The sequence below is a fragment of the Thermodesulfobacteriota bacterium genome (assembly GCA_040755095.1).
Lineage (GTDB): Bacteria > Desulfobacterota > Desulfobulbia > Desulfobulbales > JBFMBH01 > JBFMBH01.
Genome location: JBFMBH010000019.1, coordinates 1 through 24,965 on the forward strand (window position 1 = coordinate 1; position 24,965 = coordinate 24,965).

Here is a 24,965-nt window from a genome sequence, read left to right on the forward strand (position 1 = left end):
GAGGCGGCGGTCATCCTCAAGGCGGCCCTGGGCGGCCAGCCTGGTCCCCGGGCGGACATGGCCGTGCTCAACGCCGGCGCCGCCTTTCTGGCGGCCGGCCGGGCCGCCTCCCTGGCCGACGGCGTGGCCCTGGCCCGGAAGACCATCGCCTCCGGCGCCGCCCTGGCCAAGCTGGAGGACCTGGTGGCCTTCGGCCGGGGCTGAGCATGGCGACCATTCTCGATCGCATCGTCGCCACCAAAAAAGAAGAGGTGGCCCGCCTGCGGCGGCAGGGGGTGCGGCCGCCCGCCGAGCCTGTGGCGCCGCCCCGGGGCTTTGTCCGGGCCCTGACCGAGGGCTCGGACCTGGCCATCATCGGCGAGATCAAGCGGGCTTCACCGTCCAAGGGCCTCATCAGCTCCGACTTCGAGCCGGTGGCCATTGCCAGGGCCTACCTGGACGGCGGGGCCCGGGCGATCAGCGTCCTGACCGATGCCGACTATTTCCAGGGCGACCTGGCCTTCATCCCCCAGGTGCGGGGGGAGGTGCCGCTGCCGGTGCTGCGCAAGGATTTCATCATCCACGAGCTGCAGATCACCGAGGCCCGGGCCCATGGGGCGGACGCGGTGCTGCTCATTGCCGCCATCCTCGATGACGCTGCGCTCAGGGACCTCCTGGCCGTGGCCGAGGCCTGCGGTCTCGATGTCCTTCTCGAGGTCCACGACGAGTGGGAGCTGGAGCGGGCCATGGTGGCCGGCGCTCGCCTTCTGGGCATCAACAACCGCAACCTCAAGGACTTCACCGTGGACCTGGCCACCAGCCTGCGGCTGAAAAGGCTCTTGCCCGAGGCGATCCCGGTGGTGAGCGAGTCCGGGATCCGCAGCCGGGACGACCTCCGGCGCCTGGCCGATGCCGGCATCCGCGCCGCCCTCATCGGCGAGACCCTGATGCGGGCGGCGGACCGGGCCCAGGCCCTGCGGTCGCTCCTGGGCGCTGTCTAGAGCCCATGGCTGCCGAGGTACGCACCCGGATCAAGGTCTGCGGCATCACCCGTGCGGCCGACGCCCATTTCCTGGCTGCCGCTGGCGTCGATGCCCTGGGCTTCATCTTCGCCGCCAAGAGCCCCCGGCGGGTGAGCCCGGAGCAGGCCCGGGACATCATCCGGGGGCTGCCGCCCTTCGTGGCCCCGGTGGGGGTGTTCGTGGATGCCACCGCCGCCGAGGTGGCCCAGATCGCTGCCTTCTGCCGCCTGGCCGCGGTGCAGCTGCACGGCAGCGAGCCGCCGGAGCTGTGCCGGGCGCTTGCCCGGCCGGTGGTGAAGGCGATCCGGGTCGGCCCCCACACCCGGCGCCAGGATCTGGTGCCCTACCTGGGCGCCGTGGCAGGCCTCCTGTTCGACACCTACCAGCCTGGCCAGGCCGGTGGCACCGGCTTGGCCTTCGATTGGAGCCGGCTCGCCGACCTCGCCCCGCCCCTGCCCTGGATCCTGGCCGGTGGGCTTGCCCCCGCCAACGTTGGCCCGGCGGTGGCCCGCCTCCATCCGTACGGGGTGGATCTCAACTCCGGGGTCGAGCAGGCCCCGGGGATCAAGGATCCCGCCCTGGCCCTGGCCGCCCTGGCCGCCATCCGGCAGGCCGACCTCGCCCGCTGAGGGCCCCTCGATGGCCCTGGTCGTCCTGCAAGACGTCTTTGTCAGCTACACCTCCCATCCCTTGCTGGAGCGGGTCTGCCTGCAGATCGAGGCCGGAGAGCGGATCTGCCTGGTGGGCCGCAACGGGGCCGGCAAATCGACCCTCCTTTCCATCCTCACCGGCCAGCTGGCGCCGGACCAGGGCCAGATCTTCCGGCAGCCCGGCCTGCGGGTCGCCTACCTGCCCCAGAAGGTCCCCGCCGGGCTGACCGGCAGCGTGCGGCAGGTGGTGGCCGGCGGGCTGGCACCGGCCGCCGGGGGGCCTGATCCGGCTTGCGCTCGCGACTGGCGGCACGAGCAGCCGGTGGCGGCCATCCTCTCCCGCATGGCGCTCCCGGCCGAGGCATCCTTCGGCGAGCTTTCCGGTGGCCTCAAGCGGCGGGTCCTGCTGGCCCGGGCCCTGGTGGGCGACCCGGACCTGGTGCTCCTGGACGAGCCCACCAACCATCTGGACCTGAGCGCCATCACCTGGCTCGAAGAGCATCTCCTGGCCGGCCGGGCCACCGTGGTCTTCGTCACCCACGACCGCCAGCTCCTGCGCCGGTTGGCCACCCGCATCCTTGATCTGGAGCACGGTGCCCTCACCAGCTGGCCCGGCGACTACGCCGTCTACCTGCGGCGCAAGGAGGAGGCCCTGGCCGCCGCCTGCGGCCAGGACGCCAGATTCGACAAGAAGCTTGCCCAGGAGGAGGCCTGGATCCGCCAGGGGGTCAAGGCGCGGCGCACCCGCAACGAGGGCCGGGTGCGGGCCCTTTTGGCCATGCGCCGGGAGCGGGCCAACCGCCGCCAGGAGCTGGGCCAGGTGCGCATGGCGATCACCAGCGCCGTTCTGTCCGGCCGGCTGGTGGCGGTGCTGGAGGACGTCTCCTTCAGCTACGGCGACCGGCCGGTCATTGCCCATCTCACCACCACCGTGCTGCGGGGCGACCGCATCGGCATCATCGGCCCCAATGGCGCCGGCAAGACCACCCTGTTGCGCCTCCTCCTGGGAGAGCTGGCCCCGACCAGCGGCCACCTCCGCCTGGGCACCAACCTTGAGCCCCTCTTTTTCGATCAGGAGCGGGCCCAGCTGGACGACGAGGCCAGCGTCATCGCCAACCTCACCGAGGGCGGCGATTCCGTGGAGATCAGCGGCGTACGCCGCCACGCCATCGGCTACCTGCAGGACTTCCTCTTCCCGCCGGCCCGAGTCCGCCAGCCGGTGCGGATCCTGTCGGGCGGCGAGCGCAACCGCCTGCTCCTGGCCAAGCTCTTTGCCCGGCCGGCCAACGTCCTGGTGCTCGATGAGCCCACCAACGATCTCGATGTGGAGACCCTGGAGCTGTTGGAGGAGCTGCTCCAGGAGTATCCGGGCACCGTGCTGGTGGTCAGCCACGACCGGGCCTTCCTGGACAACGTGGTCACCAGCACCCTGGTCTTCGAGGGGAAGGGGCAGGTGGTGGAGTATGCCGGCGGCTACTCGGACTGGCAGAACCTGCGCCCCGCCGCCGCGCCGGTGCGGCCGTCCGCCAAGCCGTCCCGCCAGGAGCGGCCCCGGCCGGTGACGGCCGGCCGGCGCAAGCTCTCGTTCCGGGAGGAACAGGAGCTTACCGGGCTACCGGCCGCCATCGAGGCCCTGGAAGCGGAACAGAGCGCGCTGGCAGCTGCAATGGCCGATCCCGGCTTCTTTCAGGGCAACGGCTCCCGGGTGAGTGCCGCCGCCGCCCGCCTGGCGGCGCTGGAGGACGAGATCGGCCGGGCCTACCAGCGCTGGCAGGAGCTGGAAGCGCTCCGGGAGCAGGCCTTGGAGCGGTAGCGGGCGGGGTCGGGGTCTCTAGACAACCTGGTCCGGGGGGGGCGGACACTGGGGGCCCAGAACCTCCCCGATCCGGCGGCTGGAGGCGGCCAGGGAGACCCGGAGCTCTTCGACCAGGGCGGACAGGGTGTCGCGGTCGGCCTTTTCGGCCGCCTCTTCCAGTTGGCCGGCCACCGTGGCCACGGCCTCGGCCCCGATGTAGGCAGCCGCCCCTTTGAGGCCGTGGGCCTCCCGGCCGATCCCTTCCCGGTTGCCCTGGCCCAAGTCGGCCTGCAAGCGGGCCACTGTTTCTTGCCCGCTCGTCAGGTATGCCTCGCAGAGGGCCTTCGTCTTGTCCTTGCCCAAGAGGGCCAACAGGCTGACCAGCCGCTCCCGGTCCAGGCCGCCCGCGCCCCCGGGGTGGGGCGGCTCGTCCCAGGCGGGCAGGCAGGCGGCGACCGGGTCCAGCAGCCGGCCGTGGAGGGAGGCGAAGAGCTCGTGCAGCCGCTGGATTTGCAGGGGCTTGGCCAGGGCGCCCTCCATGCCGGCGTCCAGGCAGGCCTGGATCTCCGCTGGGCCGGCGTTGGCGGTCAGGGCGATGATGGGCAGAAAGGCATCCTGGTCGCGGATGATCCGGGTCGCCTCCAGACCGTCCATCTCCGGCATGCGGACATCCATCAGCACCAGGTCGTAATCGCCGTTTGCCACCGCAGCCACCGCCTCCCGGCCGTTGGCCACCGCCACCACATCGTGGCCGAGCCGGCGCACCATCTCGCAGGCCACCATGCGGCTGACCTCGTGGTCATCGGCCACCAGAACCCGGAAACGCCGGCCCTGGACGGCTGGCGCCGCCGGGCCGGACGGACCGGCGGCGGCGGTCGCCTCGGCCGAGCGCACCAGGCCCAGGCTGACGGCCATGCCCCGGAACAGGCTCTTGTGGAGCACCGGCTTGGTGAGGATGGTCTCCCCCGCGAGGTCCGGATAGATGCTGAGCAGCTCGGCCACCGCCACCGGGGAAAGAAGGAGGGCGGGCAGGCGGCGGAGGTTGGGGTGGCCCCGCACCTCCCGCAGCAGAGCCGGTCCAGGCACATCGGCCATCAGAACGTCGGCGAGCAGGAGATCGTAGGGCCGGCCGCTGGCCGCCGCCTCGGTCAAGGCCGCCATGGCCTCGCCGACCGCCGCCGCCGGCCGCACCGTCATGCCCCAGCCGGCCAGCACCTGCTCCAGGATCTCCCGGCTCATCGGATGGCCGGCCGCCACCAGGATCCGGCGGCCCTGGAGGAGGATGGCGGGGACCTCCCGATCCGCCGTCTGCTCGCCGGCCACGGTGCCCAAGGGGATCGCGAACCAGAAGGTGCTGCCCCGCCCCGGGGCGCTGGCAAGACCGATCTCGCCCCCCATGGCCTCCACCAGGCCCTTGCAGATGGCGAGGCCCAGCCCGGTGCCGCCGGTGCGGCGCGCCGGCGAGGCGTCCACCTGGTGGAAGCGCTGGAAGAGCCGGGACTGGGCCTCCGGCGGGATGCCGACCCCGGTATCGTGGATCGCAAAGCGGATGCGCTCCTCGCCGCCAGCGCTCCCCTGGCCATCCACCCGGATCCACACCCCGCCTTGTTCCGTGAACCGGATGGCATTGGCCACCAGGTTCATGAGGATCTGCCGGAGGCGCCCGGGATCGCCCACAAAGCTGCGCTGGCAGTCCGGGGAGACCAGGTACAGCAGCTCGAGACCGCCGCTGGCGGCCCGGGGGCCCAGGACCATGACCACCCCTTCCACCAGGTCCAGGAGGCGGAACTCCTCCCGGGCCAGCTCAATCCGGGCCGCCTCCAGCTTCGAGTAGTCCAGAATATCGTTGATGATGGTGAGCAGGGCCTCCCCCGACCGGCGGATGGTCTCGGCCAGGTGGCGCTGATCCGGATCCAGCCGGGAATCGAGAAGGAGATCCGTCAGCCCAATGACCCCGTTCATGGGGGTGCGGATCTCGTGGCTCATGGTGGCCAGGAACTCGGACTTGGCCTGGGCGGCCGCCTCGGCGATATCCTTGGCCGCCAGGCTTTCCCGCACCCCGGCCTCGCGCATCAGGAGCGCGCTGCGGAAGGCCTCCACCCCCTCGCCCAGCCGGACCATCTCCCGGGCATCCCCCAGGGGGGGCAGCCGGGTTTCCAGGTCGCCGTCCTTGAAGGACTGGAGGGCACGGATGATGCCCTCGACGGGTCGCACCAGCCGGGTCAAGACATAGACCATGGTGAAGACGATGACCCCTGCGGCCGCAAGGGTCCCGCCCCAGGACAGGGCCAGGACCGCGGTGGCCTGCCGCCGTAGGCTGGCGATGCGGGCCCGGAGCAGCCGGGCCAGACCGGTATCCAGCTCGGCGATCGCCGCCAGCACCCGCTCCTGCTGCAGGACAAAATCCCGCTCCTCCACCCCGTGCTCCCGGGCGGGCGGCGCCGCCAGAATGGTCTCCAGGATGGGGAGCACCTCGTAGATCACGGTGCCCACCACCCGATCCAGGGATGCCTGCAGCTGACTGCTGCCGACGTCCGGTCCCATGCGCCGCATCCCCGCAAGCAGAACCCGGATCTCGGCCATGGCCTGGAGCAGGCGCACCGATTCCGGCCCGGGCCGGCCCCGGCCGAGCCGGGCGCCGATGTGGGCGTTGCTGGTGGCGGTGAGGATCGCCCGCTCCAGATTGACGGCATCGAGCTGCAGCTGGCGCAGCTGGACGATCCGGGACTCGCCGATGAAGCCCTTGGGGGCATCCAGGTAGACCAGGTCGACCAGAAGGATGTGGAGGGTCTCCACCAGCCGGCCAGCCCGGCCCACCCAGCTCCAGACCTGCTCGTGATCCGCCGGCGCCCCCCCCTCCATGCCCAACAGGGCGAAGATCCCCTGGCGGGCATCCAGAAGCTCCGCCACCTCCCGCCGCAGATGGTCCAGCTCCGGCCGCTCCTGGGCCTGCCAGTCGATGGCCAAGGCGGCCACCAGGTGCTCTCTGGCCAGCTCGGCATTCTGCCGCAGGAACTGCTCGTCCATGGGGGAGGGCAGGCTGCCGCTGCCCAGGATCACGGTAAGCCGGGCCAGGAAGAAGTTGAGGCCCTCGAAGCCCCTGAGGAGCTGGGCAAAGGCGGTGTTGCCCTTTTGCAGCTGGCTGACGGTGCGGTAGGTGCCGGTCGCCTCCCAGATGAGGTGTGCCGAAAAAGCGGCCAGGATCCCGCCCAGAACGACCAGACAGGAGACGAGGACCCAGCGGACAGACAGGCGGCTTGCGAGGGACACCGGAAAGAATCCTTGCTTCCGAGGCAGGTCATGAGACCCCGGCGGATTGGCCAGGGGAAGGCAGACCGATAGACCGACTCACCACCATACGCCACCAGCCCAAAAACCGTCAAGATCGACCCCGGCCAGGCCCCGGAGCGGCATGAGCCGGCGCTCGGCTTCAGCCGCCGGCCATCCCCGGATCGCTCTTCTTGATCCCTTCTTGATGTCCGCCCCCCTCTTCTTGACGCCGTCTTGATGCCCAGGCCGGTATGATGGCCACATTTCCCGTGGACAGGCGAAAGCCGGCCGTGCTGGACTACAAGAGGTCAGGACAGCGCTTCACAACGAGGAGGAAAGCATCATGGATGGGTATGCCTGGCTGCAGACCGGGCTGTTCTTTGCGGTGCTGCTGGCGCTGGTGAAGCCCCTGGGCGGGTTCATGGCCAGGGTCTACCAGGGGGAGCGCACCTGGCTGTCCCCGGCCCTTGCCCCCGTCGAGAGCCTCATCTACCGGATCTCCGGGGTGGCGCCGGAGGAGGAGATGGACTGGAAGCGGTATGCCCGGGCCATGCTGCTGTCGAACCTGCTGCTCTTTGCCGGCCTTTTGGCGCTCCTTCTTCTCCAGCATCGGCTGCCGGGAAACCCCCAGGGACGGCCGGGCTTCTCCTGGCCACTGGCGCTTTGCACCGCGGTGAGCTTCACGACCAACACCAACTGGCAGGCCTACAGCGGCGAGGCGGCAAGCTACCTGACCCAGATGCTGGGGCTCACCGTCCACAACTTCCTCTCCGCCGCCACCGGCATGGCCGTGGCCGTGGCCCTCATCCGCGGCGTTGTTCGGCGCCAGACCGCCACGGTTGGCAACTTCTGGGTGGACCTTGTCCGCGGCACCCTCTACATCCTGTTGCCCCTCGCCTTCCTGGCCGCCATCGTCCTGGTCTCCCAGGGCGTGATTCAAAGCTTCCGCCCCTACCGTCCGGTGCCGCTCCTGGAGCCGACCCGCTCTGAGCAACCGCGACCGGACGCGGCCGGCAGCCCGGTGACCGGAACCGTCGCAGTGCCGGGGGTGCTGCTGCCCATGGGGCCGGTGGCCTCCCAGGAAGCGATCAAGGAGCTGGGCACCAATGGCGGCGGCTTCTTCAACGCCAATTCCGCCCACCCCTTCGAGAACCCGACCCCGCTGTCCAACCTCCTGGAGATCCTGCTCATCCTCCTCATCCCCAGCAGCCTCACCTGCACCTTCGGGGTCCTGGTCGGCAACCCCCGGCAGGGCTGGGCGCTCCTGGCAGTCATGCTCCTGGTGCTGGTGGCCTCGTTCGCTCTGCTGCAGGGGCTGGAAGCGGCCGGCAATCCGCAGCTGGCCCAGCTGGGGGTGGCGGGCGGCAATCTCGAGGGCAAGGAGGCCCGCTTCGGGCTGGCGGCCAGCTCCCTTTTCACGGTGTCGACCACAGGCACCTCCTGCGGCGCCGTGAGCACCATGCATGACTCCCTGACCCCGCTGGCCGGGATGATCCCGTTGGGCCTCATCCTCCTGGGCGAGATCATCTTCGGCGGCGTGGGCTCGGGCCTCTACACCATGCTGGCCTTCGCGGTCATCGCCGTCTTTGTCTCCGGCCTCATGATCGGCCGCACGCCGGAGTATCTGGGCAAGAAGATCGAGGTGCGGGAGATGTGGATGGCGATCCTGGCCATCCTCACGGCAGGGGTCCTGGTTCTGATCGGCTCCGGCGTCGCCATGCTCACCCCGGCAGCGACGGCCGCCATGGCCAACCCCGGCGCCCATGGCCTCACCGAGGTGCTCTACGCCTTTGCCTCCATGGCCAACAACAACGGCTCCGCCTTCGCCGGCCTCAACGCTGCCACCGATTTCTATACCCTGCTGGGCGCCTTGGTCATGCTCCTGGGCCGCTACGTGCCCGCGGTGGCCGTGCTGTGCCTGGCCGGCGGCCTGGCCGAAAAGAGATACGTGCCGCCCAGCATCGGCACCCTGCCCACGGATCGGGCGCCCTTTGCCCTGTGGCTTCTGCTCGTCATCCTCATCGTCGGCGCCCTGACCTTCTTCCCGGCCCTGGCCCTGGGACCGGTGGCCGAGCACCTGCGTCTGATCGGCTAGATCCGGGCCGAGGAGCGCGACGCTCCCCCTGGCTCCCACAGCTCCCACAGCTCCCATGGCTCCCATGATTCCCATAATTCCCATAAGCAGCCTCGCTCTCATGGGAGTTATGGGAATCATGGGAATGATGGGATCAAAAAACCTTGGAGAAGCCCTATGAGCAAGCACCCTCCGCAGCCGATCTCCCTGTTCAGCGCCCAGATCCTGCGGCCGGCGCTGGTGGAGGCGTTCCGGAAGCTCGACCCGCGCACCCTGTGGAAGAGTCCGGTGATGCTCTCGGTGGAGGTCGCAAGCTGCATCACCCTCATCACCTTCGTGCTGTCCCTCCTGGACCGGGTGGCCGAGCCGGCCTGGTTCACCGGCCTGGTGGCGCTCTGGCTCTGGATGACCGTGCTCTTCGCCACCTTTGCCGAGGCCCTGGCCGAGGGCCGCGGCAAGGCGCGGGCTGCCTCGCTCCGCAAGACCCGCACCGAGGTCATGGCCAAGCGCCTTGCCCAGCCGTCCTTCGACGCCGCAGTCACCCAGGTGCCGGCCCACCGGCTGCGGGTGGATGACTGCATCCTGGTGGAGCCCGGAGAGCTGATCGCCGGCGACGGCGAGGTGGTGGCCGGCGCGGCGCTGGTGAACGAGGCGGCGGTGACCGGCGAGTCGGCGCCGGTGGTGCGCGAGTCGGGCGGCGACCGCAGCGCGGTCACCGGCGGCACCAAGGTCATGGCCAACGCCATCATCGTGCGCATCACCGCCAACCCTGGCGAGACCTTCCTCGACCGGATGATCTCCCTCATCGAGGGTGCCAAACGGCGCAAGACCCCCAACGAGGTGGCGCTGGAGGTGCTGCTCATCGCCCTCACCGTGGTCTTCCTCCTGGTCTGCGCCAACCTGAGCCCCCTGGCCATCTCCAGCGTCCGGGCAGCCGGCCAGGGGACGCCGGTCTCCTTGACCATGCTCGTGGCCCTGTTCGTCTGCCTGGCGCCCACCACCATCGCGGCCCTTCTGCCGGCCATCGGCATCGCCGGCATGGACCGGCTCTTCCAGAAGAACGTCATCGCCCTCTCCGGCCGGGCCATCGAGGCCGCCGGCGACGTCAATGTGCTGCTGCTCGACAAGACCGGCACCATCACCCACGGCAACCGGGAAGCGGTGGCCTTCATCCCGGTGGGGGGACATGGGGAGCGGCAAGTGGCCGAGGCGGCCCTCCTGGCCTCCATGACCGACGAGACCCCGGAGGGACGGAGCATCGTCAAGCTCGCCACCCAGAAGTACGGGATCAAGCCGGCGCCCCTGCCGCCGGACGCCCGGTCCGTCCCGTTTGCCGCCGAGACCCGGCTGTCCGGCATCGATGCCGGGGGCAAGCGGTTCCGCAAGGGGGCGGCGGAATCGGTGGTGGCCTTTGCCAGGCAGGCAGGAGGACGCGCCGTCGTGGCCGGGCTGACGGACGCGGTGGACGCCATCGCCCGGGCCGGCGCCACCCCGCTCGCGGTCTGCTGCGACCAGGAGATCCTGGGCGTCATCAACCTCAAGGACATCATCAAGAGCGGGATCCAGGAGCGGTTCCAGCAGCTCCGGAGCATGGGGATCAGAACCGTGATGATCACCGGCGACAATCCCCTGACCGCCGCGGCCATCGCCGCCGAGGCCCAGGTGGACGACTTCCTCGCCCAGGCCCGGCCCGAAGACAAGCTCAAGCTCATCCGGGAGAATCAGGAGGCCGGGCTCATGGTGGCCATGACCGGCGACGGCACCAACGACGCCCCGGCCCTGGCCCAGGCGGACGTGGCGGTGGCCATGAGCACCGGCACCCAGCCGGCCCGGGAGGCCGCGAACATCATCGACCTGGACTCGAATCCCACCAAGCTCCTGGACATCGTCGAGGTGGGCAAGCAGATCCTCATGACCCGGGGCAATCTCACCACCTTCAGCATCGCCAACGACATCGCCAAGTACTTCGCGATCGTCCCGGCCGCCCTGGTCTCCATCTATCCGGAGCTGGGGGCGCTCAATGTCATGGGGCTGGCCAGCCCGGAGAGCGCCATCCTCTCCGCCGTCATCTTCAACGCCATCGTCATCCCGCTCCTGGTGCCGCTGGCCCTCAAGGGCACGAAACTCCGGCCCCTGCCGGCGGAAAGGCTGCTCATCCACAACCTCGTGGTCTTCGGCCTGGGCGGCATCGTCGCCCCGTTCATCGGCATCAAGGCCATCGACCTTCTGGTGGGGCTGTTCGTCTGAAGCATTTTTGTGGATCGCCCTTTGCGGCAAGGAGAAGGCCTCATGCAAGACCTCAAGCCAGCCATCCTGCTTGTGCTTGTCCTGACCGTTCTGTGCGGCGGCATCTACCCGGCCCTGGTCACCGGCGCGGCCCAGGCCCTCTTTCCGGAGCAGGCAGCGGGCAGCCTGATCCGGGACCAGCGCGGCCAGGTCGTGGGCTCCCGCCTCATCGGCCAGCCCTTTGCCGATCCGCGCCACTTCTGGCCCCGGCCCTCGGCCACCGCACCCTTCCCGTACAACCCGGAGGCCTCGGCCGGCTCCAACCTGGGCCCCAACAACCCGGCCTACCTCCGGCTGGTGGCGGCGCGGGTGGAGGCCCTGCGGCAGGCAGGCGTCACCGGGGCCATCCCGGCCGATCTCGTCCAGGCCTCGGCCAGCGGCCTCGACCCGCACCTGTCGGTGGCGGCGGCCCTGGCCCAGGTGCCCCGGGTGGCCAAGGCCCGGGGCCTGAGCGAAGACGCCGTCCGGCAGCTGGTGACCGCCCACACCATCGACCGCCAATGGGGCTTTCTCGGCGAGCCCCGGGTGACGGTGCTCCTCTTGAACCTGGCCCTGGACGGCCGCCAATGAACGACCACGACGACGAGCACCGGCCATCGCCGGAGGCCCTGCTCAAGCTGGCCCAGGCCGAAGAGGCCGAGACCGGCCAGGGGAGGCTCAAGATCTTCCTGGGCTATGCGGCCGGGGTGGGCAAGACCTATGCGATGCTGGCGGTGGCCCGGCAGCGCAAGAGTGAGGGCCGGGACGTGGTGGCCGCCTATGTCGAATCCCATGGCCGGCCGGAGACCGACGCCCTCTTGGCCGGCCTGGAGGTCCTGCCCAAGGCGCAGGTGAGCTACCAGGGGGTCCTGCTGCCGGAGCTGGATCTCGACGCCACCCTGGCCCGCCGGCCCCAGATCGCCCTGGTGGACGAGCTGGCCCACTCCAACGCCCCCGGCTGCCGGCACGAGAAGCGCTGGCAGGACATCGAAGAGCTGCTCCATGCCGGGATCGATGTCTACACCACGGTCAACATCCAGCACTTCGAGAGCCTCAATGACCTCGTGGCCCAGGTCACGGGGGTCACGGTCCGGGAGACGGTGCCGGACAGCATCCTCGACCGGGCGGTGGAGATCAGGCTGGTGGATATCTCCCCGGACGAGCTGTTGGACCGCCTCCGGGAGGGCAAGGTCTATGTGCCGGCCCAGGCCGCCCAGGCCATGGAGAAGTTCTTCCAGCCCGGCAACCTCATGGCGCTGCGGGAGCTGTCCTTGCGCCGCGCCGCCGCCCGGGTGGACGGCCAGATGCGGGCCTACCTGGAAACCCGTGCCATCGCCGGTCCCTGGCCCACGGCCGAGCGCCTGCTGGTCTGCATCAGCGGCAGCCCCTTTTCCGAGCGGCTGATGCGCATCACCCGGCGCCTGGCCGACGAGATGAAGGCCTCGTGGCATGCGGTCTACATCGAGACCCCGGACGGCGGCCGCCAGGCCCGGGAGAACCGGGAGCGCATCTGGCGGGACATGCGGCTGGCGGAGAGCATGGGCGCCCAGGTGGCGACCCTCACCGCCACCTCGGTGCCCGAGGCGGTGGTGGAGTATGCCGAGCGGCACAACGTCACCAAGATCGTGGTCGGCAAACCGGCCAAGGCCCGCTGGCGGGAGCTCCTGCGGCCGCCCATCGTCGATCAGATCATCCGCCGGAGCGGCAGCATCGATGTCTACGTGGTGAGCATCAGCGCCACGGAAAGGACGCGGGCCCTGGCCGCCGGACGCCTGCGCCGCCCCTTTCCCTGGCCGCGCTCCCTGGCAGCCCTGGCCCTGGTGGCCGGGGCCACGCTCTTTGCCTGGCTGGCTCAGTCCGTGGTCACGCCGGTCAACCTGGTCATGGTCTATCTTTTGGCCGTGGTCCTGGCCGCGGTCCGGCTGGGCCGGCGGCCAGCCGCCCTCACCGCCTTCGCCAGTGTCCTGGCCTTCGATCTCTTCTTCGTGCCCCCCCGTTTCGCCCTGACCGTGGCGGACAAGGAATACTTCCTCACCTTTGCCGGCCTTCTCACCGTCGGTCTCGTCATCAGCTCCCTGGTCGCCCAGAGCCGGGAGCGCGCCGAATCCCTGCGCGCCCGCGAGGTGCAGACCGCCAGCCTCTACTACCTCTCCCGGGACCTGGCCGTGGCCGCCGACACGGTGGCCATCCTCAAGGCAGTGGTGCAGCACATCAAGGAGAGCGCCGGTGCCGAGCTGGTGATCTTTCTGGCGGAAGGCGAGCGCCTGGAGGTGATGGCCGTGGACGGGGCGGTCAAGCTGTCCGCCAAAGAGCAGGCGGTAGCGGACTGGGCCTTCCGGAACCGCCAGCCGGCGGGCCAGGGCACCGGCACCCTGGGCTCGGCGGATTTCTTGTATCTGCCGCTCCAGACTGCGGCCAGCACCCTGGGCGTTCTGGGCATCCGCTTTGCCGACGCGGCGGCTTTCAGCTCCCAGCAGCACCGGCTGCTCCTGGACGCCTTCGCCGGCCAGACGGCCATGGCCCTGGAGCGGGTTCGCTTCTCCCGGGACGCCGAGCAGGCCCAGATCCTGCAAGCCCGGGAGAACCTGGAGCGGGCGCTTCTGAACTCCATCTCCCATGATCTCCGGACGCCCCTGGCCACCATCACCGGCATCCTGGGCAGCCTGCACAGCGAGCGGGCCAGGCTGACCGAGCGGCAGCAGGGCGAGCTGATCGCCACCGCCAGCGACGAGGCGGAGCGCCTGAACCGCTTTGTCGGCAACCTCTTGGATATGACCCGGCTGGAGGCCGGGGCCCTCAAGGTGAAAGAGGAGCCCGCCGACGTGCAGGACCTTGTCGGCTGCGCCCTGGCGGCTGTGGATCAGCGGCTGGGCGACCGGAAGGTCGAGGTGGGCCTGCCGCCGGATCTGCCGCTGGTGCCCATGGACATGGGGCTCATGACCCAGGTGCTGGTGAATCTCCTGGAGAACAGCGTCAAATATGCCCCGCCGGACAGCGCCATCGAGATCACCGCCCGGGCCGACGAGGCCGGCTTGCGCCTGGAGCTGGCCGACCGGGGTCCTGGGGTGCCCGAGTACGACCTCAAGCGGATCTTCGACAAGTTCTACCGGATTCCGGTGCCCGAAGGCGCCGGCGGCACCGGCCTGGGGCTGTCCATCTGCAAGGGCGTGGTGGAGGCCCACGGCGGCAGGATCCGGGCCGAAAACCGGGCCGGTGGCGGCCTGCGGGTGATCATCCGGCTGCCCCTCTGGACTAAGGACGGCGAGGCAGAAAAGGCATGAGCGCAACCAGTGCCGCCAGCCCGCCCCGCATCCTGGTGGTGGACGACGACCGGGCCATCCAGCGCTTCCTCCAGACGGTGCTGGCCACGAGCGGCTTTGTCGTGCAGGTGGCGGAGAACGGCCACTTGGCGCTGTCGGCGGCCGCGGCCCTGCGACCGGCCTGCATCCTCCTCGACCTGGGGCTGCCGGACATGGACGGGGTGGAGGTGATCCGGCGGCTGCGGGAGTGGTCGCGGTCGCCGATCATCGTGCTCTCGGTGCGGGAGCGGGAGGACGACAAGGTGGGGGCCCTGGACGCCGGTGCCGACGACTACCTCACCAAGCCCTTCGGCATCGGCGAGCTCTTGGCGCGGATCCGGGTGGTCCTGCGCCGGGCCGTGCAGCAGGCGCCGGCCCCGGTCTTCCGGCTGGGGCAGCTCACCGTCGATCTCGCCCGCCGCCGGGTGCTCGTCCACGGCGAGGCGGTGTCCCTCACCCCCACGGAGTACGAGCTGATGCGGCTCTTCGTCACCCATGCCGGCAAGGTCCTGACCCACCGGCAGCTGCTGAAGGCCATCTGGGGGGCCTCCCACCTGGAGCAGCCCCACGTGCTGCGGGTGAACGTCAGCAACCTCCGCCGCAAGATCGAGGCCGACCCCTCCCGGCCCCGCCTCCTCCTCACCGAGCCCGGGGTGGGCTACCGGCTGCGGGCCGAGGAGTGACCCTGCCCTGTCTTGTCCTCGTCCCGCCGCCTGTGCGATCATGGAAGGTGGCGGTGCCGCACCGGCGGCGCCGGGTCCGGTGGTCTCCGTGCGTCTTCGTGCACGGCCTTTCAGGGTCCCGGGAGGACTTTCGCATGGACGAGCTTGGCAAGCGACAGACGGTGACAATCGGCTTGGGTCTGCTGGTGCTGGGTGCGGTGGCGCCAGCCGGCGCCCTCGCAGCAGACGCGGTGTGCAAGCCCCAGCACTGGATCTGCGCGGTCTCGGGCCCCAGCGGCAGCACGGTGGAGTGCCCCCTCAACGTGGTGGCGGCCGAGGAGGCCGCGCCCCGGGCCGCTGGCCTTGAGCAGGTCCTCAAATGGGACCCTGGCAAGGCCACCCTGGCGGGGTTTACCGAGGAGTACTGTTACGAGGGCAGCTGCTACGACATTCCAGTGCCCGACTGCTCGGGCTCCAGCCCCGACTGCACCTGGCAGCCGCTTCTCTACGCCGGTCACACCATTGCCACCGCCCCCATGAATCTGGCCAACTGGAACGGGGCCGGCGGCATGATCCTCTTCAACATGGGCAACCCGGCCACCCCCCTCACCGATGCCTGGCTGGACGGCTCGGGCGCCGTGCAGGGCGACCATCCGGCCTATCTCACCGCCCGCTTCACCCTGGGCACCGACATCCCGGCGCAGGCCCCCATGCATGTCTGGCTGTCGGACCTGACCGTGGACAACAACGCCAATCCGGTGGCCTTCCAGGTGCGGGACCTGCCCGGCGGCCGCGGGGTGGTGACCATGGCAGGGCCGAGCGCGCCGGCTCCCGATCTCTTCCTCGCCCCGGCGGCCACCACGCTCCCCTTCCCGGATACCTTCACCGAGGGGGCCTCGCCGCCGGTGATCATCACCCTGGCCAACACCGGTGATGCCGACCTGGTGGTGGCGCCCTTCGAGGTGGCCGGCGACTGGCAGCAGTTCACGGTGGACGTCGAGGCGGGGAACAGCCCGTGCGGCAGCCGGAATCCGACCCTGGCGCCCTGCGAGGTCTGCACCTTCGGGGTGGCCTTCGCCCCCGGCCAGGCGGGTGAGGCCAACATGACCCTCACCATCCCCTCCAACGACCCCGACCAGCCGGCCCCGGTCCTGTCCTTCACCGGCAACGGCATCGGTATCCCGCGGCCGGACGTCAAGGCCAATGGCGAGGACACCTACATCGTCGTCGACAAGACCCAGACCGTGACTGTCACCGTGGAGCTCACCTCCTGGGGCAACACCCTGCCCGCCGACTGGTGGATGATCCTGGGCTCCCGCTCCTTCACCGCCTCTTGTGACCTTGCCGGCGAAGCGCCGGCCTGGCAGCTCGGTGTCGCCCCCGCCTTGCAGGGGCCGATCGCCGATCTGGCGCCGCTGGAGATCTTCAAGGGCCGGCTGCGGCCCGGCATCTACGCCTTCCAGTTCGGGGTGGACCTCGACATGAACGGCCTCCCCGGCCCGCCTCTGTTCGGGGATGTGGTCTACGTGGTGGTGACCAAGCAGCCCCTGTAGTGCCAGCCCCCACCCTCCGGGGCTGCCCGCCGGCTCGGCAGGGGCAGCCCCGGGGGGCGGCCCCTTGCGGTGCCGTCCGATCCGCCATCCCACACGAAACCGCCTGCCGGGGCAGATCAGCCGCCGATGGCCTGCATGGATGCGGCGATGCGGCCGGAGTCCTCGGCCAGGGGCGGGCGGCGGTCGGGCTTGGCCAGGACGATCCCGCGAATCGCCTCGGCCAACTCCGCCTCCTGGCCGGGACCCAGGAAGGGCGCGAGATCGAAGGTCTGGTTGGCAAAAAGGCAGCCCCGGGCACGGCCGGCGGCGTCCACCCGGATGCGGTTGCAGGTCTCGCAGAAGCCGCAGCTCATGGCGGTGATGAGGCCCAAAGCGCCCCTGGCCCCCGGGATCCGGAAGGGCCGCGCCGGACCGGAGAGATCGCTGGCCTCCTCGGCCAGCACCGGGAAGCGCTGCCGGAGCCGGGCCAGGATCTCAGCGCCCGGCACCACCAGCCGCTCCCAGTCCCGGCAGCCGGCCACCGGCATCAGCTCGATGAAGCGGACGATGAGCGGCCGCTCGATGGTGAGCGCCGCCAGGTCCGCCACCTCCTCTTCGTTCACGCCCCGCATCACCACGGTGTTGAGCTTCACCGAGGCAAAGCCGGCGGCCTCGGCGGCAGCGACACCGGCCAGGACCCGTTCCAGTTCGCCACCGCCGGTGAGGGTGCGGAAGGTTGCCGGGTCCAGGCTGTCCAGGCTGATGTTGAGGCGCTGCACCCCGGCCTGCCGCAGATCCCGGGCAAAGTCGGCCAACAGGGTGCCGTTGGTGGTCAGCACCAGGGCATCGAGGCCCGGAATGGCCGCCACCTTGGCCAGAAACGGCAGGATGCCCGGCCGCAGGAGCGGCTCGCCGCCGGTGATGCGCACCTTCTGGAACCCCAGGCCCACCGCAGTGCGCACCAGCCGCAAGCCCGCCGCAAGATCCAGCAGCGGCCCCGGCACCCTGGCCCGGCGCTCCGGCCGGCAATAGCGGCATGCCAGGTTGCAGCGGTCGGTCACCGACAGCCGCAGGTAGTTGATCCGCCGGCCATGGCGGTCGGTCAGGGACATGGGAGGTCGTCCGCCAAGGCGCCAGGGTCTGCCCCGGGCAGGGCCAGGTAGTCTGCCGGGGTGTTCAGGTTGCGGAAGGAAGCGAAGCCCGGATCCAGGCGGGCCACCTCCTGCCGGGGCATGACCGCCACCGTCACCCGGGGGAAGAAGGACTGCACCCGGCGCTCGCCTCCGGCCAGAGCAGCGGCGATGGCCGGCAGTGCCCGCCGGCTGTAGACGGCGTGGAGGGGCTCCAGGCCCTCCGTGCCCTCGGGGACCACCACTGCCGCCTCCTGGCTCCAGGCGCACAGTGCCCGGATGAGGGCTGGGTTCAGGGCCGGCATGTCGCAGGCGGCCACGAAGATCCGCTCAGTGGGGCTGGCAGCCAGCGCCGCCTGGATCCCGGCCAGGGCGCCCAGGCCGGGCCGGAAGTCGCCGGCCAACGGGCAGCCCAGGAAGGCGAAGCGCTCCGGGGTGTTGGTGACCAGCACCAGGTGCCGGAAGATGCCGGCCAGGGTCCGGTGGACTTGTGCCACCAGCGGCTCGCCGGCCAGGGGCAGGAAGGCCTTGTCCCGGCCCATGCGGCGGGAGGCGCCGCCGGCGAGGATGACGCCGGTGACCTCGTCCAGCAAGGCGGGGGCCGGCGCCGCCAGGAGCCGCTCGGCATGGCTGTAGACGGTGAAGCGCCGGCCCCGAAGATAGCCAATGAGGGTGATGCCCAGGCGCCGGGCCGCAGCCACCGCCAGGTCGGTGGGCGAGGTGCGGGAGGCCAGGCAGGAGATGCCCAGGGTATAGGCCTTGGCCAGCATCTCCGAGGAGACCCGGCCGGAGGCCACCAGGGTGGCGCCGGCAAGATCCTCCCCGGCCAGGAGGGCGGCGCCGGCCAGGCGGTCCAGGGTGTTGTGGCGGCCGATATCCTCGGCCCAGAGCAGGAGCCGGTCGCCCCGGCCCACCCCGGCGGAGTGGATGCCGCCGTGGGCCCGGTAGCCCTCGGCGTGCCGGCCCAGCGCGGCCATGAGGGCAAAAAGGTCCGCCGGCCGCACCGGCCCGCCGGCCACCGGCACCGCCTCGCCTTCCACCCCGGGCAGGTGAAAGACCAGGCCGCTGCCGCAGCCCGAGGTGAGGACCGGGGAAAGGCCCTCCGGCACCGGCCGCGTCAGGATGATATCGGCGAGGCCAAAGGCCTGGCAGATCTCAAGCTGCCGGATCTCGGCCCGCTCCCGCACCAGGCCCTGGGTGCGCAGAAAGCCCACCACCAGGGCCTCCGGATCGTGGGGCGAGGCCACCAGGGTCGCCAGCTCCTGGCCGTTGACCCGCAAGGTGAGAGGGAATTCCCGCACCGGCTGGTGGTCGTCCGGCACGAGCCTGCCGTCCTGCCACAGCAGCACCGCCCCTTCCTCTTCCTGCCGCCCTGCCCGGTCTGCCGCCATCGCCTTGGCTCTCCCTGGCTCCCGGCCGCGCAGCCCGGCCGGAGCCCGTGCCTGGACATCATACGGCATTCCACGACCAGAGACGACAAGAAGGGGCCAGGGGGGATAAGGCGGCCCGGTCAGCCCAGAACCTCCTGGATCTTGGCCCCGAGATCCTCCATGGAGAACGGCTTCGGCAAAAAGCAGATGCCCTCGTCCAGGACGCCCTGCTGGGCGATGACGTTGGCCGTGTAGCCGGACATGAAGAGCGACTTGAGGCCCGGACAAAGGGCCTGCAGCCGAACCGCCAGCTCGCGGCCGTTCATCTCCGGCATGACCACGTCGGCCAGGAGGAGCCGGATGGCCCCGACCTCTTCCTCGGCCAGACGGATGGCCTCGCCCGGGGTGGCTGCCGCCAGCACCCGGTAGCCCAAGAGGGTGAGCATCCGCCGGACCATGTCCAGGAGGATCGGCTCGTCCTCCACCACCAGGATGGTCTCGGAGCCGCGTGCCTGCTGCCGGTCCGGCCGGACCGCGGCGGGCCGGCTCGGCCCCTCGTCATGGCACGGCAGGAAGATGCGAAAGGTGGTCCCCTGCAGCGGCGCGCTGGACACCGTGATGAAGCCACGGTTCTGCTGGACGATGCCGTAGACCGTGGCCAGCCCCAGACCGGTGCCCTTGCCGACGTCCTTGGTCGTGAAGAACGGCTCGAAGATCTGGGCCACGGTACCCTTGTCCATGCCGCAGCCGTCGTCGCTCACCGCCAGGAGCACATAGGGGCCGGGCGAGCACCCGGCATGCTCGGCGCAGTCGGCTTCGTCGCAGACGAGCGTATCGGTCTCGATGAAGATCCGGCCGCCATCGGTGATGGCATCCCGGGCATTGACGCACAGGTTGGCCAGGATCTGATCGAGCTGGGAGGGATCCATCTTCACCGGCGGCAGGCCCGCCCTGGGCCGCCAGACGAGCTCAATGTCCTCGCCGATCAGCCGCCGGAGCATGGTGAGCATGCGCGCCACCGCCTCATTGAGGCAGAGCACCCGGGGGACGATGGTCTGGCGCCGGGCAAAGGCCAGGAGCTGGCGGGTGATGTCGGCGGAGCGCCGGGCCGCTGCCAGAGCGTGGGTCAGATGGTCGTGGAGCGGGCTGCCCGGCGGCAGGTCGGCCAGGGCCATCTCGGTGGAGCCGATGATCACGGACAGCATATTGTTGTAGTCGTGGGCCACCCCACCGGCCAGCCGCCCCACCGACTCCAGCTTCTGGGCCTGCACCAGCTGCTCCTGCAGCCGGAGCCGCTCCGCTTCCGCCTCCTTCCGGGCACTGATGTCCTCCACCACAGCCAGGGAATACGCGGGCTCGCCAGAGGCCTGCCGGACCAGGGAGAGGGTCAGGTTGACCCAGATGAGCGTGCCGTCCCGGCGCCGGAAACGCCGCTCCTGGTGCGGTCCGACGGGCTCGCCTGCCCCCGGCCCCGGGGCTGTCGTCTGGCCTGCCGCCGGATCGTCGTCAGGGAGCAGGTCCTGGAGGGTCAGCCGCTGCAGATCCTCTTTGCCATAGCCGACAATGTCGCAGAGCTTGCCGTTCACCCGCAGCCAGCGGCCATCCGGTGCCAGGTGCCCCATGCCCACCGCGGCCTGCTCGAAAAAGGCCCGGAACCGCTCCTCGCTCTCCTGCACCTCCTGCAGGAACAGGACGCTGGACAGGCCATCGGCGAGCCGCCGGCCGATCTCCTGGAAGAGACGCTGCTCCTCGGCGGTCCACAGCCGGGGGTGGGAGCACTGGTGCAGGCCGAAGATCCAGGGCCGCCCCAACTTGGGATAGATGGCCGCGTACATCTGGGCCTGCACCCCGAACTGGCTGGCGCTCTCCCGGGACACCGGCCGGTCGGTGCCGTTGGTATTGAGGATCGGCACCGGCGAGGCCAGGGCCTGCCGCATCTCCGCCGCCTGTCCCGGGCCGATGGGCACCTCCAGATTGAGGATCTCGGCGCCGGGATACTCCGGCCGGCAGACCTCCACCGGTACCCGGAAGGATGGCGCCTCCGGGTCGCACGGGTAGAGCAGCCAGGCCCGGTCGCTGGCAAAGATCTCAAACACCGCCCGGATGACGCTCCACAGCATCGCCTCGACATTCGTCTCCCGGCGGATCGCCTGGTCAATCCGCTCCAGGCTTTCGAGAAAACGGATGTGGGCCTGCCGCTCCTCCTCGGCCTGCACCTCGTCGCTGATGTCGCGGTTGCTGGCGCGCAGGCCCAGAAGGGTCCCGTCCGCCCGCCGGATCTGCTGGCAGACATGGCCGATCCAGCGCAGCTCCCCGTCCCGGCGCCGGATGCGGAAGCGCAGCTCGTGCCGGCCCGGGCCATCGTGCTCCCGGACCCGGGCCTGATGGTCCGCCAAGAGCGGCCGGTCCTCGGGCACCACCATGGTGGCCAGCAGGTCCGGGGAGGCTGCCAGCTCTTCCGGATGATAGCCGGTGATCCGGTGACAGGACGGCGACATGTAGAGAACGGCGCCATCCGGGGCCAGCCAGTATTCCCAGGCAAAGGTGAAGTCCGCCACGGTCCGGTAGCGCTCTTCACTCTCCTGCAAGGCCAGCCGGCTCTGCCGCGCCGCGGTCTGGTCCCGGAAGACCAGCACCACACCGCCCACCCGGCCCTCCAGGTCCCGGATCGGGGCGCCGCTGTCGGCAATGGGCCGCTGGCTGCCGTCCCGGGCCACCAGCAGGGTATGGTTGGCCAGGTTCTTCACCTGTCCGTGCTGCAGCACCTCGGCCACCGGCGGCTCCACCGCGGCGCCAGTGGTCTCGTGCACGAGCTGCAGGATCTCCTTAACCGGCCGGCCCAGGGCGTCGGCCTCCGGCCAGCCGGTCAGCTCGCTGGCCACCGGGTTCATGCCGGTGATCCGGCCCAAAGCATCCGTGGCGATGACTCCATCGCCGATGCTGTAGAGCGTCGCCCGCAGCTCTTCCATGGTCTGCCGGGCATCCCGCCCGGCTGCGGCCGGCTGTCGTGTGTCCGTTCCCTCCAAGGCCATCCCCTATCCCCCCAGCACCACGCCTGCCCGGTGCACAAGCCCCTTGTATCCTGGCGTCCCGGCGCCGCCGGCAACCCGCGGCCATCCCGCGGCCGGCAGCAGCCACACCATCTTGAAGGTATACCACAGCGGCCATGGCTGTCGTCAAGACACCGGGCTGGCCTGAGCGGAGGAGGGGGCAGCGAAACGACGGCAGGGGGAGGGAAACGGGGGCCAGCCTGGCGGCCGAACCGCCCGGGGCGGGGGCGGCCGCGGTCAGGCCTTGCTGATGGCCTCCTGGAGCTGGCGCACGTGGGCAAGCCTGGCAGTGTTGCCGAGCTTGGCGAAGGCGGCCGCCGCCTGGTGGAGAACCGCCAGGGCTTCGTCGAGCTGACCGCGGGCCTGGAGGATGTCGGCGATTTTGCCCTGGGTTATGGCCATAGATCGCACGTCTCCCAGACGCTCATAGACGGGCAGCTCTTCTTCCGTACGGATGCGAAGGGCTTCATCGAGCTGGCCGCGAACCTCAAGAATGTCGGCGAGTTGACCTTGCGTGAATGCCCTTCCTCGCACATCGCCAAGGGCATCAAATACCCCGTCAGCAGTCTGGAGTTCGGCAAGCGCCTTCTCCGGCTCCCCACGTTGCCAGTGGATGCGAGCCATCTTGCTGTGAACCCGGGCTGCACCTCGGCGATCATCGAGTCGCTCACAAGCCGCCTGCGCTTGCTCAAAGGCTGTCTGCGCCTCCTTCCACTCCCCGAGCTGTTCAGCGAGGTCGCCGGTCTCGTCCCAGAGAGCTGCGCGATCCCGGTCACTGAGCTGGCCGTCGTGGCTGGCCAGAAACGCCCGCAGCTCGGAAAGTCGCGCCTGTCGCTGCTCCCGGTCGGCGACAACCAGATCCAGGCGTTGGGGCATGGCCAGCGGCGTCACCGGCATCTGCACCTTGAAGTCCAGCACGCCGGCCCGCCATTCCCAGGCATCCGGGGCGTGGCGGGCAAAATCCCGGATCTGGTGCTCCAGCAGCCACAGGACCAGGGGCCGCTGGCAGAGGCTGGCGAGGAAGTCCCGGTGGCGGTTGAAGCCCTGGATACGCTCCAAGCCCTGGGGCCGGCGCTCATCGTGGGCCAGCCACTGGTCCAGGCCGACGAGGTGCAGGGGCGAGGTCTCCTCGCCGTGGTGCTGGAGCCAGCCCTCCAGCCCGGTGAGATTGGTCAGGGTGTTGGCGTCGAGCACCACGGCGGTGCCGCTCGACGGCTGGGCAGGGGAAAGGCTGGCGATAAGGTTGTCCCGGTAGGCGGGCCGGTTGTAGGCGGCAAAGATGAGGGCGAAGCGGCCAGCCGATCCTTCCAGGAGCCGTTTCAGGCGGATGAGGTCGCCGGCATGTCCCGGCTCCGGCGACCAGGCGGGCGCCGCGCCGACGGCCTTGTCCGGCGCGTTCACGGCGTGCCGCTGCCCTGGGCGTGCAGGTAGGCGGGCAGGGTGCGGACCAGGGGATGGGAGCGCCACCAGAAGCTGTTGTACTCCAGCAAGGCGCCGTAGTAGAGCAGCGCCCCCACCCGCTCCCGCTCCTGCGCCGACAGGCGGGAGGGATCATCGAGGCTGTCGACGCGTTGCAGGAGGGCAAAATCCTCGGCCGCCAGCTGGTAGCGGTAGTCGGTGGCATAACGCTGCACCGCCTTCTCGGCGGCCCGCCGGTCAAACCGCTCGCCCTCTGCCTCGGTGTACGAGTAGCTCAGAAGGCGCAGCAGGTGGCGGGGGTTGCCGCCAGAGTAGCGGATCAGGTAGTCGAGGGTGGCGTCGTCGTCGAAGAGCGCCCGCTCCACCCGGGCCAGGATCAGCCGGCGCATGGCCTCGTAGCCCGCCGGGCTCGGCTGGGCGTCGGCAAGATCCGTCTTCTCGCTCAGCTTGATCATGGGCAGGTGGAAGAGGTCGGTATAGATGTTGGGCAGAAAAGAGCGCTGGTCGAACACCAGCGAGATGGGCGCGCAGTACACAAAGACGGAATCGATCAACTGCAGCTGGTGGATATCCTCGATGAAGAAGGCCTTGCCATCCTCCCGGGAGAGACGGTCGGTGCCGTCGACGATGAAGAGCACCCGGCGGCCGGAATCGATCTGGCCGATGGCGCTGTCCGCGGCCACGATCAGCTGGTTGAAGGCCCGGGCGAAGTCGGCGAAGCTGTTCTTCACCACGGTGCGCAGCTCCTGCTTGTACGTGGAATTGACCTTGAAAGAGGTGGTGAGCCGGGCGAAAACGTGACCCAGAAACGGGATGCCGGTGCGGCCCTCGGCTCCGGTCCGGATCTCCGCCGCCAGTTCCCGGGTCTGGTCGTGCTTCTCCACCCGCTCAGCGAACCAGGTCTCCAGGTTGTGGAGGAAGATGGGATCCACCTGCCAGCCGTCCCGCTCCAGGACCGCCAGAAGCTCGGCGGCCAGGGCGAAGAGGACGTCGGGGTAGGACAGGTTGTGGGGGTCCAGCCGCTGCAGGGTGTCCAGCATGATGACCGAAAAGCCATCCGGCCGGTGCAGCTCCCTGGCCAGCCGCCGCAGCTCTGTGCTCTTGCCGCAGCCGACGTGGCCGGTGTAGAGAAAGTAGCTTCCCCCCTGCCCTGCCCCCTCCCCTCGCCACGCCATGAGGGCGCGGATCATCTTCTGCCGGTTGAAGTCGCCGCGAGCGGCGCTGGTATCCACGAAGCGCGGGTCGTCGCTGGCCAGGGCCTGGTCGAAGCGGAGCTGCTGGTAGGCGGCGGTGAGGGTGCGGGCTGGTGTGGGCGATGGCATCGGAGGCAAGAATTCCGGGTGGGGGTTGGGAGGAACGGAGGACGCGGGGACGGCAAGAGTCTGGATCGGCCGGATCCGTCTTGTCCCTTCGTATACCTTTCGGGAGAGTAGGCGTCAAGCTTGGGC

At 70.1% G+C, this 24,965-nt stretch carries 16 protein-coding genes; 10 read left to right on the plus strand and 6 right to left on the minus strand.

What is annotated here, in order from left to right; all coding sequences use genetic code 11:
- The 4 genes from AB1634_04975 to AB1634_04990 form a co-directional block, all read left to right on the plus strand.
- Positions 1 to 204 (plus strand): anthranilate phosphoribosyltransferase (locus tag AB1634_04975; GenBank protein MEW6218874.1); only part of this gene is annotated, 204 nt, incomplete at its 5' end.
- Between the two features lie 2 nt (positions 205 to 206).
- The gene (trpC, locus tag AB1634_04980; GenBank protein MEW6218875.1) at positions 207 to 980 is read left to right on the plus strand and encodes an indole-3-glycerol phosphate synthase TrpC; all 774 of its coding nucleotides are present in this window, start codon (positions 207 to 209) and stop codon (positions 978 to 980) included.
- Positions 981 to 985: 5 nt separating this feature from the next.
- On the plus strand, positions 986 to 1,630 hold the full coding sequence (locus AB1634_04985; GenBank protein MEW6218876.1) for a phosphoribosylanthranilate isomerase: 645 nt from the start codon (positions 986 to 988) through the stop codon (positions 1,628 to 1,630).
- A 10-nt stretch (positions 1,631 to 1,640) separates the two neighbouring features.
- Complete coding sequence (locus AB1634_04990; GenBank protein MEW6218877.1) at positions 1,641 to 3,464, plus strand: ATP-binding cassette domain-containing protein; 1,824 nt, start codon at positions 1,641 to 1,643, stop codon at positions 3,462 to 3,464.
- An 18-nt stretch (positions 3,465 to 3,482) separates the two neighbouring features.
- Here the strand turns inward: AB1634_04990 and AB1634_04995 are convergent, their stop codons facing one another.
- Positions 3,483 to 6,716, minus strand: a complete 3,234-nt coding sequence (locus AB1634_04995; GenBank protein ID MEW6218878.1) for a response regulator — start codon at positions 6,714 to 6,716, stop codon at positions 3,483 to 3,485.
- Between the two features lie 343 nt (positions 6,717 to 7,059).
- On the opposite strand from AB1634_04995, the gene kdpA reads away from it, so the two are divergent.
- From kdpA to AB1634_05025, 6 genes are all read left to right on the plus strand, one after another.
- Positions 7,060 to 8,811, plus strand: coding sequence for a potassium-transporting ATPase subunit KdpA (gene kdpA, locus AB1634_05000; GenBank protein MEW6218879.1), 1,752 nt, complete (start codon positions 7,060 to 7,062; stop codon positions 8,809 to 8,811).
- Between the two features lie 156 nt (positions 8,812 to 8,967).
- The gene (kdpB, locus tag AB1634_05005; protein ID MEW6218880.1) at positions 8,968 to 11,037 is read left to right on the plus strand and encodes a potassium-transporting ATPase subunit KdpB; all 2,070 of its coding nucleotides are present in this window, start codon (positions 8,968 to 8,970) and stop codon (positions 11,035 to 11,037) included.
- A gap of 42 nt (positions 11,038 to 11,079) precedes the next feature.
- A complete protein-coding gene (gene kdpC, locus AB1634_05010) occupies positions 11,080 to 11,646 on the plus strand; it encodes a potassium-transporting ATPase subunit KdpC (protein MEW6218881.1) in 567 nt (188 codons plus the stop codon).
- Positions 11,643 to 14,336, plus strand: coding sequence for a sensor histidine kinase KdpD (locus AB1634_05015; GenBank protein ID MEW6218882.1), 2,694 nt, complete (start codon positions 11,643 to 11,645; stop codon positions 14,334 to 14,336). Before kdpC ends, AB1634_05015 begins: the two co-directional genes overlap by 4 nt.
- Positions 14,333 to 15,037, plus strand: coding sequence for a response regulator (locus AB1634_05020; protein MEW6218883.1), 705 nt, complete (start codon positions 14,333 to 14,335; stop codon positions 15,035 to 15,037). The genes AB1634_05015 and AB1634_05020 overlap by 4 nt, the downstream gene beginning before the upstream one ends.
- Positions 15,038 to 15,171: 134 nt before the next feature.
- Complete coding sequence (locus AB1634_05025) at positions 15,172 to 16,569, plus strand: hypothetical protein (protein ID MEW6218884.1); 1,398 nt, start codon at positions 15,172 to 15,174, stop codon at positions 16,567 to 16,569.
- Between the two features lie 116 nt (positions 16,570 to 16,685).
- On the opposite strand, the gene moaA is transcribed toward AB1634_05025, so the two are convergent.
- The 5 genes from moaA to AB1634_05050 form a co-directional block, all read right to left on the minus strand.
- Positions 16,686 to 17,660: a GTP 3',8-cyclase MoaA gene (moaA, locus tag AB1634_05030; protein MEW6218885.1), complete on the minus strand. Its 975-nt coding sequence runs from the start codon at positions 17,658 to 17,660 to the stop codon at positions 16,686 to 16,688.
- Positions 17,651 to 19,069, minus strand: a complete 1,419-nt coding sequence (gene fdhD / locus AB1634_05035) for a formate dehydrogenase accessory sulfurtransferase FdhD (GenBank protein MEW6218886.1) — start codon at positions 19,067 to 19,069, stop codon at positions 17,651 to 17,653. The genes moaA and fdhD overlap by 10 nt, the downstream gene beginning before the upstream one ends.
- A gap of 119 nt (positions 19,070 to 19,188) precedes the next feature.
- Positions 19,189 to 22,080 (minus strand): PAS domain S-box protein, encoded by a 2,892-nt coding sequence (locus AB1634_05040; GenBank protein ID MEW6218887.1) that lies wholly within the window; start codon positions 22,078 to 22,080, stop codon positions 19,189 to 19,191.
- 255 nt (positions 22,081 to 22,335) lie between these two features.
- Positions 22,336 to 23,499, minus strand: a complete 1,164-nt coding sequence (locus tag AB1634_05045; GenBank protein MEW6218888.1) for a tetratricopeptide repeat protein — start codon at positions 23,497 to 23,499, stop codon at positions 22,336 to 22,338.
- The gene (locus AB1634_05050; GenBank protein MEW6218889.1) at positions 23,496 to 24,839 is read right to left on the minus strand and encodes an ATP-binding protein; all 1,344 of its coding nucleotides are present in this window, start codon (positions 24,837 to 24,839) and stop codon (positions 23,496 to 23,498) included. Before AB1634_05050 ends, AB1634_05045 begins: the two co-directional genes overlap by 4 nt.
- Positions 24,840 to 24,965: the final 126 nt, after the last annotated feature.